The sequence below is a fragment of the Clostridium vitabionis genome, from assembly GCF_015351765.1.
GTDB lineage: Bacteria > Bacillota > Clostridia > Lachnospirales > Lachnospiraceae > Clostridium_R > Clostridium_R vitabionis.
Genome location: NZ_JADKQA010000002.1, coordinates 40,262 through 50,658, shown reverse-complemented (window position 1 = coordinate 50,658; position 10,397 = coordinate 40,262). Strand labels below are relative to the sequence as shown.

The following is a 10,397-nucleotide window of genomic DNA, read 5'->3' as shown; positions in this document are numbered from 1 at the left end:
GCATCTCTATTGTTCGGAAATACTTAAGTTCCGGTGTACACAAGCCATTCTCCCATTTAGATACAGCCACATCACAGCATCCGATCAACCGGCTGAATTCTCTCTGCGTCATATCATACGCCATGCGGATACTCTTCATCTTTCTTCCGCAATCTCTGGCGATGAAATTCTCAAAGTCACTTGTATATCGATCAGGATTTTTATTCAGGCTATCCAGATTGATTTTTTTATCTGCTGCCAGTTTTTTGATTGTCCCGAAGTATCTTCTCAGCGGCTTTGAGCATTCAAGTTCCCAATGTGTAAGGGTCTGTTCCTCACATCCAAGAATCGTAGCAAAATCTGACGGAATCATACCATAACACAGGCGGATCCGTCGAAGCTTCTTTCCCCAATCCTGTGCGACGAATCTCTCGTACTCGTCTACATATTTTTCCTGGTTCTCAACCTGCTGTATAATATCGATTCCATGCTCTGATGCATATTGCTTGAGCAGTTCATACATTTCCCTTGCAGGATGATGATTATCAAATTCAGATTCCCAGATACTCACTGTAGATCGCAGAACTCCCATCTTATCTGCTAACTGCTCTTGCGTAAGTCCCATGGCATGTCGTATAGATGCTATACGCTTTCCATATCCCGGTCCGCAGAAATTCGAATACTCATCCAGGAACTCCTTTGGATCGACGCTTAAAGCTTCTCCAAGCTTATGAGCATCCTCATACTGGATGTCATTAAAACCGGATTCCAAATTAATAATTCCGAAAGATGTCATTCCAAGACGTGATCCCAGCTCTTCATAACTAAGACCACTGACCATTCGATAATACCTTAACTTCTCCTGGGGAGTAGCATTTTCATCAGGATCCGGCATCCGAGTCGCAAAATTGATTAAACTAAGGCCACTTCTCTGTATGATGCCTGTGTGATTCAGCCAAGTGCAGCATTGTCAATGCAGCCATGAAGCGGCGAGAAACACCCGAGCATCTGGGAATTGGCGGCATTTACAATCGCATCGACCTGTAGCGTTGTGATATCTCCCTGCCAGAGAAAAAGACGCTGATCCAATCTGGCCGGCGACAGAGCCGCTGCCTCTGTGATCCCCTTTTCCTCCGTTATGTTTTGCAGGACTTCAGACTGCACCGTATAGAAATCATCTGGCAATGTATGCCCGGTATCCCCGGATGGCATGCGGATATTGCAGAGCGCCCGATACAGATTAAACGCCTGTTTCGGATCCTCCGGCATGGCATATCCCGCATACTCCGGCATTTCTGCTTCCAGACACTTGATCAGAAAATGAAGTTGTTCTGTTAAATCGTGCCTATCCATTAATGATCCCCCTCTCTTCAGACAGCCGGGCTTCTGACGACTCAGCCTATGAATCCGGATGATGCAGGCTCCTCACAAGAACCGAGCGCTTCGAGAACCTCGCCGATGCCTGCATCAATGCAGATACTCTGCTTCACAATCTCACGGCTGCAGCCCGCCTCGCCAAGGTTTATGCAGGCGTAGAAGGCGTTGGGATTCTGCCGCGTGTATTTCCAGAAAGGAAATTTTATAATTACCGGTGTATTCAGCAACTTTGTGTTCCATCAGGCATAAAAATAAATCGTGATCGTTTTTGCCCTGGAATCGGGGCAAACCTTTTCAATCAGGCCGTGTGCAACGGCTGCCTTTTCATCCATCGGCGCGTCGGACTTGAGGAACGTCAGCACATCGCGGCACCTCGCCCGGAAGTCGTCGGGAATGACCGAATCGGCAGCAGGGGCAGCGGCCTTTTTCTTTTTCATTTCGTTTATGGCATCCGTGAGGCGCGTTTTGTTCTCCCGGTACTCCTCCAGCGTGTCGATTTCCTCTATGTATGCGCGCTTCGCCCGGTCAAGCTGCTTTTCCAGCTTCGATATTTCGAAATCATAGTCGATCGACGCCTTCGGGTGCACGACGTTAATCTTTGCTGTTTCTATGGCATCCGGTTCCGTATATATCCGCTCCAATTCCCTATACACGGCCTGTTCAATTATCCACACGCGGGCAGACCCGTTTGTGCATAACTGCCCTCCGACGTATCCATTGCACCGGTATGCAGGTTTCCTCCCGCCGGGGCGTTTCACATGGGACATTGACCGCCCGCAGATCGGGCACCTCACCAGCCCCGAAAGCCAATGCACATACTGATTCGTGGAATGTTCGTATTTCTTGCGCTTTGCCGCCCGCTCCGCCATAACATTCTGCACCCTATCGAACTGTTCCGGCGTGATGATTGCCGGATGCTTTCCGTCGTATATTCCGTGATCGCCGGACAGCGTCGCCTCAATCTGCCCGCAGTATGTCCGGTTCTGCAGGGCATATTTCAGCGTGGCGACACACCACTGCGCACCATTCACGGAATAAACCATGTTGTCATTCAATGCATGGCATATCTGCAGATATGGCGTCCCGGCTTCCACCGCGTCAAACATGTATTTTACCCACGGCACACGGTCCGGATCGGCGACCAGTGCGCCGTCCTTCATCATATAGCCGAACGGACATTTTCCGATGTGCTCGTGCCGCTCGACGACCTTCGCACGAATTCCGCGCCTGGAATCCTTCGACAACTTCCGGAGGTACAATTCGCCGGATGCGCCGTTGATTGCGTCAATGTATAACTGCGCGTCATCGTCCTGCACAATCGGCTCAGACACCGCAATCACGGATATTCCGTGCTGCTGGATCATCTGCTTGTATGTCAGGAACTCGACCATGTTCCGGGCAAACCGATACGAATCCCATATCAAAAGCGCCTTTATATCCGGATATTTCCCTGTCGTGACATCCTCGATCATGGACAAAAATCCGGGACGCTTCGCCGCGTAATGGCCGGATATGCCATCATCACAATATGATTTCACGATTTTGTATTTGTTGCGGCGCGCCCAGTCACGGATGGATTTGTCCTGATCGCCGACGGAATATTCCTGATTGTTCGTCGATGCCCGTGTGTACTCGATACATTGGACCATAGAAAAACCTCCGATTGAAATAATCTCCCGGAGGCTGTACAATAAACACGTTCATAATTGTTCCTTCGGGAACTACACCGCCTGACATGATGCCAACATGCCGGGCGGTTTTTTATTCTGGTAACTCAATTCCAGCCTTTTTGGCATATCTGATATATCTCACCATCATTCCCTTAGGTTTGTCGAGCTCGTCAACCGCCCCGTTTGAAATGGCTTCATTGCAGATATTGCACGCGGAAATATAATCCTTCCGTTTTTCGTATAACATCGCCAGTCTCTTATATCCCTCACAAATTGTCGGCATTACCTTCTGACCATTCTTTATATACTGATCACGCACGGATAAAAACAATTCAATATTTTTCCGGCATAACACTTCATATTTTTCAGAGCGCATTCCGTCGAATTTTTTCAGGTTATAAAGCATTGACCAGCCAGCGCTCACATCGTTAGAACTCTCCACCCACCTTTTTTCTAGGGATTGAAATTCACGACTATACATAAAATTATCGCTTGGTTTGTTATTCGAGCGATTAAGTATTTTCTTTATTATGCCCATTCAACCAACGCCTTCTGTAGTATTCGAAGCAGTAGAATCCGCGTTCCGTGCATTCCTTGAGTTGCTTTTTATATATTCTTCCTCCGCATCGGCAACCCGGTTCTGCTGTTGTTCGCGCCTTAAATTTTCCTTGAACTGCTCGACAATCCGGTGCCGGATGTCCGGATCAAGCTCGAAATATGCCTTCATCAACTGCACTTCCAGCGCATCCGCACCATGTTCCCGGAGGAAATCGTCCAGGGAAAATTCATCCGGCTGGGCGAACATGTCGCCCTCTCCCGTTTCCAACCATTCACGGCGGACATTGAATTCACGGCATATCAATGCTGAAACTGAATCAACCGGATCGTTCCGGCCTACTTCATAGTTCGCAATCGTGTTTCTCTTTATTCCTATTCTGTCGGCAAATTCCTGCTGCGTCATACCTAACTTCTTCCGCAGAATGCGAACCTGTTCTCCAGTCATGCAATCACCTCCTACCCGCTCATAATAAATTAAAAATGTGCGTTTGTCAACAAAAAGCAATTGACAATAGTCACATTAGCACATATAATAGTCACAGAAACACAGAAAGACATCCCGGAAGGAGGTTCACATATGAATAACGTGAGGATCGCGGACAACGGAGCGGCATTCCTGATTATCACAAACGGGACCATCACATCGGCGCATCGGACGCTTGGCGATGCATGGCGGCACATCGAATGGATGTATGCCGTGGCATCACAGAGGTTCACCGTTGGGAAGTCGGAGACCCCGGTCAAGGAATGGATAAACGGGATGCACGCATGTGGATGTCTGGACGGGACGAACCCAGTAGCGGATGAATGAAAGGAGGTTCAAACATGGATGTCTTGTTAGATAAGGAGCAGAAAACCGAGGCGGACGAAATCATTAAATTCGTCAAATCCCTGACAACGAATGAACGCTATGAGTTCATCGGAATCATCCGGGGCGTGCAGATGGCGCGCCGGGCAGAATCCGGCAAGGAGCAGAAATGACAGCCGGGTGGAACGTGTCCGGGGTCATCGTGGATCAGCACCACGGGGAACGGCGCGAGCGCCGGATTGATGAAATCCCACCGGATGAATTGAAACGGATTGCGCACGGCATGACCGTCCGGGCATTCCAAGCGGCAGGTTACAAGGTACTAGGAGGGAACAATTATGAACAACAAGGAAATTGACATCGATACATTCGGCGAGTTTATGGACGCCCTCATCAAAGGAAGCAACATCCAGATGATGATCGACATGCCGTCGGGAACCACCGAACCGACGATAACCGACAACGCATTTAACGCCCCGGTTGTCCAGCTTTACATCCTGCTGAACGCCATCGGACCGACCATCAAAAGAATCTGGGAGACAACCGACAAAGACGGAACCCGCATGTTCCGTCCGGACACGATGGAGGTATTCGTCGATGGAGTGCTGAAGATGGTAAAGGACGACATCCTGAAAAAGGCGGAAAAATGAGACGCCACACCGCGAAGGAGAATCTGATTTCTGCGGCGCTCGGAATTTCCATCGGTTCGGCACTCGCCATCACATCACTGCATTTCCAAAAAATCCAGCGCGTGAAATGCGCAAAGGAACTGTACGCGGTGCAGATGGAACAGGAACGACAATATGAAGCCGACCGGGCAGAAGCGCTCCGCGAGGAGGCAATCGCCGAATCGGAACAGATTGCCGAGGAAAATTATCAGGCGGAGCTCGAACTGCTTGCCTGTCTGGTGTACGCCGAGGCCGGTAATCAAGATTTGATGGGGAAACGGTTGGTTGCCGACACCGTCCTGAACCGCGTCGATTCTCCGGACTTTCCAGACACAATCAGCGGCGTCATCTACCAGAAGAACCAGTTCACGCCGGTTTCGAATGGCGCGCTTGACCGGGCATTCACAGACGTAACCCCGGACTGCTACAAGGCCGTTTCGATGGAGCTTGAGGAACGCGCTGATTGGAACGTCCTCTACTTTTCATCGGACGGGTTTCAGCCATACGGGACACTGGCATTCAAATATCAGGATCACTATTTCAATTACGAATGAATCGGCAATAGGGCCGTTTCAATAGATAGGAGGAACAATTATGAACGAAAACATGAAAGACATCATCGACCGCATGGCACGGGCAGAGGCGGAACTTGCCGTCATCCATGACCGCATCCGCCGCCTCGACGCGAAACTGAACGCAGAGGAAATGAGCGACATCGGGATGGAGCGCGGCTATGGATCGGCGAAACAGTACGTTCCGAAATCCAGCGTCGATGTCGGCTATATCCGAGGATTATTCGGGCTGACCCGTTCCACAGACGTAACGGACGCCATTAACAAGCTGAATGCTGAACGTGCAGAGAAGGAGGAAGAGGCATGAAAGTAAATCGTATGACAGAGGTCGAAACAACCCGCCCAATAATCGGCGACCGGATCAGCTTCACATTGAAAACCGGGGAAAAGGTCGAGGCTATGGCAGTCAAGGAACTGATAAACGGAACGGTATTCTGTGCCGTTGATTTCCTCAGCAAACCGTACCCGATGAACCACAGAGGCGGCACCCGCGGGGGATATGAGGCATCCGACCTTAGAAAGTCCCTCAACGGCGAAATCCTCGACAGTTTCCCGGACGACATCAGGGAACGGCTCATTCCATTTGATAACGGCGACATTCTGACAATCCCGTCAGAGCGCGAAATGTTCGGCAAGAACATATTTGCCGAGGAGGACGAAGGCGACGTGATGCAGTGGGAACCAATGGCCGACAGGCATAACCGGGTAGCATTCCGGGATGGTGTTTATGAATGGGGATGGTTGCGTAACGTCGCGAACTCCACGGACTTTGCTACTTGCAACGCGAACGGCGATGCGAACAGCGACTACGCGTCGGATTCTAATGGCGTGCGCCCCGCTTTCATCTTGAAAATCTAACATCCCCGCCCGAATGGGCGGTATAGGAGGAATACAAACATGGCAACATTATACGAATTATCGGGGGAATACCTCGAACTGCTGGAAATGGCCGAGGATCCCGAAACGGACCCGCAGGCATTTTCGGATACGCTGGAATCCCTCGACTGGGAATTTGAGGACAAGGCCGATGGATACGCGAAGATCATCGCACAGATGAACGCCGATTCCGGAGCCATCGGGGACGAAATCAAGCGCCTGCAGGCGCGAAAGAAATCCATGGAGGGAAATATCGACCGCATGAAGAAATCCCTGCAGATGGCGATGGAAACGACCGGGAAGCGGAAATTCAAGACGTCGCTGTTCTCGTTTGGAATCCAGAAAAACCCGCCGCGTGTCGTGATGGATGCGGAAAATTTGACGGATATTCCGATCGATTATCTCGTCCCACAGGACCCGACGGTCGACAAGAAGAAAATCATGGCGGAACTGAAATCAGGCGCGGCGCTTCCATTCGCGCACCTGGAACAGGACGAGGGAATCCGGATCAGATAGGAGGGGCATATGCAGCATTTCAGACTATTACGGGCGGATGAGATCGACGCCCGCGTGGCGATGGTGAAAAAGACCGGTTGTTCCGTCCTCCTCTACAAGGATGCCCGCGTTGACCAGAACATTCTGGACGAGACGTTCGGCATGTTTGGCTGGCAGCGGCACCATGAAATCATCGGAGGGAACCTATATTGCACCGTTGCGGTTAAGGATCCCGAAACAGGCGAATGGGTCGAAAAGCAGGACGTTGGCACGGAATCAAACACGGAAAAGGAAAAGGGACAGGCGTCCGATTCGTTTAAACGCGCCTGCTTCAATTTCGGGATTGGCCGCGAACTCTACACCGCCCCGTTCATCTGGATTCCCGCCGGGAAATTCAATCTGCAGCAGGACAATGGGCAGTTCTACACATACGACCGCTTCGCGGTGCAAACCATTGAATACAACGACGCTGGAACAATATCATTCCTCGAAATTGTGAACCACAGTAACAGGGATGAAGTTGTATTCACGTATGGCCGCAGGAACGCGCAGAATGCCGCAGAATCGCGTCAGGAGGCGCAGGCGAATAAGTGTGCACCCACGCCGGAAAAGCCCGCCGATGGGGCGCAGAATGAACCACATCGCAAGCAGGTTGACCCCGCACAGCCGATAAGCGACAAACAGGTTTTGACGCTGAAAATGATGTGCAAGCGGCACGAAATGCCGGAATCAATGATTTTCGAGAAGTACGGTCACAAGGACCTCACGGAAATGACAATCGGCGACTGGGCGGATTTCGGCCACACCGGGAATGCGATGCTCCAGGAATGGGATAAAAAGCGGACGGCATGAAAACACGCGGGACATTGACCGGGGTTTCGGTTCCATTTCGGAGCCGGAAACCGGTCGTATCCTTCGAGGTTACCGCGGACCCGGAGGACGTCGAAAAATACGCGGACATGGATTTAGACATATCGTTCGCAAAGCACAGGGAACGCCGGTCGCTGGACGCTAATGCGATGCTGTGGGCGTGCCTCGGAGAAATCGCAAAGGCACTGCGGACGGATAACTGGACGGTTTACCTCTACGAATTGGAACGGTACGGGAAATATACATACATCCTCGTGATTCCGGAGGCGGTGGAATCCGTCAAGGCGCAATGGCGGGAAACGAAGGTTGTCGGGGAGATGCAAGTCATTGACCCCGGTTCCGGAACGCCAAGGACAATGATTCAGATGCTTTGCTTTTATGGATCGTCAACCTATAACACCGAGGAATTTTCCCGGCTGTTGAATGGAGTTATCGATGATATGCACGACATGCATCTGGAAACGCCTCCGGATGCGGAAATGCGGGCACTGCTTGAACAGATGGAAAGGCGGGAACATGATAAGCGAACCGGATAAACACAAGCGCGGAAAGGCTGCCAGAAATAAGGGTGCGAATGCAGAACGTGAGCTTGCCGGGATCCTTCGCGACTGGTACGGATACGACGTTCATCGCGGAAAGGTTTTCTATCATGAATCCGACATCGTCGGGCTTGACGGCATTCATCCGGAGGTTAAACGCCAGGAACGGCTTAATATCTACAACGCCATGGCGCAGGCCGTGGACGAGGCAAAGAAAAGAAATGACGGCATCCCGACAGTGTTTCATCGCCGGGATCGCGGCGAATGGATGGTAACAATGAGATTGTCCGATTGGATAGATTTGTTCGGTGCATGGAGGGACTGAATCATGGCTGAAAGAAATAGTTTTGTGATGTATATGTCATGGGCGACGCTCCTTGCGAATCTGCCGGAAGAACAGGCCGGAATCCTGATCAAGGCAATCTGCGCAAAACAGACCGGAGCGGAATATGAAATCACCGACCCCGTTGTCAGCGCCATGTTTTCCATGATCGAATCGCAACTGGACAAGGACACGGCAAAGTATAACGAAACGTGCCGCAACCGTTCTGATGCCGGGCGCAGGGGGAATGAAAAACGCTGGACGGAATCGCAAACGGTCGCAAATGATCGCAAATGCGATAACGACGAATCGCAAAACATCGCAAACGGTCGCAAAAGCGATATTTGCGATAATACGGAATCGCAAAACGTCGCAAACGTCGCTGATAATGAATCTGAGTATGAATCTGATAATGAATCTGAATCTGATACTGAGAATGAATCTGAGAATGAGCACCCTACGGGCGCTAAAAAGAAAAGCGCGTCCGCGCGTCCTGCCCGCCACAAACACGGGCAGTTCGGCCACGTCCTTCTGACGGACGACCAGTTCGACGCATTGGTCGCAAAGCACGGGAGCACGGAAACAGAGAATGCCATCCGGGCGGTTGACGAATACTGCGAGCAATCCGGCAAAACATACCGGAACTATGCCCTCGTGATGGAAAAATGGGGGTATCGTTCCGCCGCCGAGCGCGCACGTTCGGGGACAACGAAACCGGGAGGATTCGACGCGAACGATTATCTCATGGGGATCATCAACGGAGGAGGCGAAGGACAATGACCCTGCAGGAAACCGCGAAAATCGTGTATGTCATCAAGGTCACGTACCCAGCGCATTTTACGAAATACACGACGAAGGATTATGACAACATGATTCAGGCGTGGACAGCCGTCATGGAGGATTACACATACATGCAGGCATCCGCCGGATTGAAAATATACCTGGCATCCGACACGAAAGGATTCCCGCCGTCTCCGGGGCAGGTGATCGACTGCATCACAAAAACCATGAAGCAGCCGGAACTGGAAATGAACGCGCTTGAGGCGTGGACGCTCGTCCGGAAAGCCCTCGGAAATTCCGGATACAATTCCGCGGAGGAATTCGCAAAACTTCCTCCGGCGGTGCAGCGGGCGGTCGGGTCCGCGGCAAACCTGCGCGAGATGTGCATGCTGCCGACAAACGAGGTGGAAACGGTCGAACAGTCGCAATTCATCCGGGCATACAATGCGACGGTGCAGCAGATGAAGGATGAGGCAAAAATCCCGTCAAAGGTCCGGGCACTGATTGAGCAGACAACGCGGCAACTTGTCGGAAATTCCGAACAGTTGCAGCTGACCAAGGAGGGGGCATGAACAGCATTATTCCGGGCGATGTCAAGGACCGTTGCTATATCTGCGGGCGCCGCGGGAAGATGGAAGTGCATCACATGTTACACGGCAGCAGGCGGGCGAACGCGGAACGATGCGGGCTGAAAGTCCATTTATGCCGCCAGTGTCATGCGGACCTGCACGACCATGGCGCCCATGATGCAGAACTAGAGGAAATCGCCCAGGTGGAATTCGAAAAGAATCATACCCACGCTCAATGGATGTGGATATTCGGGAAAAATTTCAGGAAGGAGGAACACGAATGATTGCAATTATTGCCCTGATCGGCGCTCCTC

At 51.4% G+C, this 10,397-nt stretch carries 19 protein-coding genes and 1 pseudogene; 14 read left to right on the top strand and 6 right to left on the bottom strand.

Annotation, left to right across the window (positions count from 1 at the left end):
• From ISF27_RS05165 to ISF27_RS05140, 6 genes and pseudogenes are all read right to left on the bottom strand, one after another.
• Positions 1 to 874 (bottom strand): annotated as a pseudogene (locus ISF27_RS05165) (hypothetical protein); the annotation flags it as partial.
• Between the two features lie 56 nt (positions 875 to 930).
• On the bottom strand, positions 931 to 1,332 hold the full coding sequence (locus ISF27_RS05160) for a macro domain-containing protein (RefSeq protein ID WP_194609865.1): 402 nt from the start codon (positions 1,330 to 1,332) through the stop codon (positions 931 to 933).
• A gap of 41 nt (positions 1,333 to 1,373) precedes the next feature.
• Entirely contained in the window at positions 1,374 to 1,583 is a 210-nt protein-coding gene (locus tag ISF27_RS05155; protein ID WP_407926056.1) for an SIR2 family NAD-dependent protein deacylase, read from the bottom strand.
• Positions 1,584 to 1,595: 12 nt separating this feature from the next.
• On the bottom strand, positions 1,596 to 3,005 hold the full coding sequence (locus ISF27_RS05150; RefSeq protein WP_194609863.1) for a recombinase family protein: 1,410 nt from the start codon (positions 3,003 to 3,005) through the stop codon (positions 1,596 to 1,598).
• A gap of 112 nt (positions 3,006 to 3,117) precedes the next feature.
• The gene (locus ISF27_RS05145) at positions 3,118 to 3,564 is read right to left on the bottom strand and encodes a hypothetical protein (protein WP_194609861.1); all 447 of its coding nucleotides are present in this window, start codon (positions 3,562 to 3,564) and stop codon (positions 3,118 to 3,120) included.
• The gene (locus ISF27_RS05140; RefSeq protein WP_194609859.1) at positions 3,565 to 4,029 is read right to left on the bottom strand and encodes a helix-turn-helix transcriptional regulator; all 465 of its coding nucleotides are present in this window, start codon (positions 4,027 to 4,029) and stop codon (positions 3,565 to 3,567) included.
• Between the two features lie 132 nt (positions 4,030 to 4,161).
• On the opposite strand from ISF27_RS05140, the gene ISF27_RS05135 reads away from it, so the two are divergent.
• The 14 genes from ISF27_RS05135 to ISF27_RS05070 are packed head-to-tail and all read left to right on the top strand — an operon-like array spanning position 4,162 to position 10,367.
• Entirely contained in the window at positions 4,162 to 4,395 is a 234-nt protein-coding gene (locus tag ISF27_RS05135; RefSeq protein WP_194609857.1) for a hypothetical protein, read from the top strand.
• Positions 4,396 to 4,409: 14 nt separating this feature from the next.
• The gene (locus tag ISF27_RS05130; RefSeq protein ID WP_194609855.1) at positions 4,410 to 4,565 is read left to right on the top strand and encodes a hypothetical protein; all 156 of its coding nucleotides are present in this window, start codon (positions 4,410 to 4,412) and stop codon (positions 4,563 to 4,565) included.
• Entirely contained in the window at positions 4,562 to 4,750 is a 189-nt protein-coding gene (locus ISF27_RS05125; protein ID WP_194609852.1) for a hypothetical protein, read from the top strand. Before ISF27_RS05130 ends, ISF27_RS05125 begins: the two co-directional genes overlap by 4 nt.
• Complete coding sequence (locus ISF27_RS05120) at positions 4,731 to 5,042, top strand: hypothetical protein (protein WP_194609849.1); 312 nt, start codon at positions 4,731 to 4,733, stop codon at positions 5,040 to 5,042. Before ISF27_RS05125 ends, ISF27_RS05120 begins: the two co-directional genes overlap by 20 nt.
• Positions 5,039 to 5,614, top strand: a complete 576-nt coding sequence (locus ISF27_RS05115) for a cell wall hydrolase (RefSeq protein WP_235986040.1) — start codon at positions 5,039 to 5,041, stop codon at positions 5,612 to 5,614. Before ISF27_RS05120 ends, ISF27_RS05115 begins: the two co-directional genes overlap by 4 nt.
• 40 nt (positions 5,615 to 5,654) lie before the next feature.
• Positions 5,655 to 5,939 (top strand): hypothetical protein, encoded by a 285-nt coding sequence (locus ISF27_RS05110; protein WP_194609845.1) that lies wholly within the window; start codon positions 5,655 to 5,657, stop codon positions 5,937 to 5,939.
• Positions 5,936 to 6,490 carry a DUF6273 domain-containing protein gene (locus ISF27_RS05105; RefSeq protein WP_194609842.1) on the top strand — a complete coding sequence of 185 codons (555 nt, stop codon included), beginning with the start codon at positions 5,936 to 5,938 and terminating at the stop codon, positions 6,488 to 6,490. Before ISF27_RS05110 ends, ISF27_RS05105 begins: the two co-directional genes overlap by 4 nt.
• Positions 6,491 to 6,529: 39 nt before the next feature.
• Complete coding sequence (locus ISF27_RS05100; RefSeq protein ID WP_194609839.1) at positions 6,530 to 7,024, top strand: siphovirus Gp157 family protein; 495 nt, start codon at positions 6,530 to 6,532, stop codon at positions 7,022 to 7,024.
• A 9-nt stretch (positions 7,025 to 7,033) separates the two neighbouring features.
• Positions 7,034 to 7,855 (top strand): hypothetical protein, encoded by an 822-nt coding sequence (locus ISF27_RS13265; RefSeq protein ID WP_235986039.1) that lies wholly within the window; start codon positions 7,034 to 7,036, stop codon positions 7,853 to 7,855.
• Positions 7,852 to 8,409, top strand: a complete 558-nt coding sequence (locus ISF27_RS05090; RefSeq protein ID WP_194609837.1) for a hypothetical protein — start codon at positions 7,852 to 7,854, stop codon at positions 8,407 to 8,409. The genes ISF27_RS13265 and ISF27_RS05090 overlap by 4 nt, the downstream gene beginning before the upstream one ends.
• Positions 8,390 to 8,737 (top strand): hypothetical protein, encoded by a 348-nt coding sequence (locus tag ISF27_RS05085; protein ID WP_194609835.1) that lies wholly within the window; start codon positions 8,390 to 8,392, stop codon positions 8,735 to 8,737. Before ISF27_RS05090 ends, ISF27_RS05085 begins: the two co-directional genes overlap by 20 nt.
• 3 nt (positions 8,738 to 8,740) lie before the next feature.
• Positions 8,741 to 9,514, top strand: coding sequence for a DUF6291 domain-containing protein (locus ISF27_RS05080; RefSeq protein ID WP_194609833.1), 774 nt, complete (start codon positions 8,741 to 8,743; stop codon positions 9,512 to 9,514).
• A complete protein-coding gene (locus tag ISF27_RS05075; RefSeq protein ID WP_194609831.1) occupies positions 9,511 to 10,086 on the top strand; it encodes a replicative helicase loader/inhibitor in 576 nt (191 codons plus the stop codon). Before ISF27_RS05080 ends, ISF27_RS05075 begins: the two co-directional genes overlap by 4 nt.
• Entirely contained in the window at positions 10,083 to 10,367 is a 285-nt protein-coding gene (locus ISF27_RS05070; RefSeq protein ID WP_194609829.1) for a hypothetical protein, read from the top strand. The genes ISF27_RS05075 and ISF27_RS05070 overlap by 4 nt, the downstream gene beginning before the upstream one ends.
• Positions 10,368 to 10,397 lie beyond the last annotated feature (30 nt).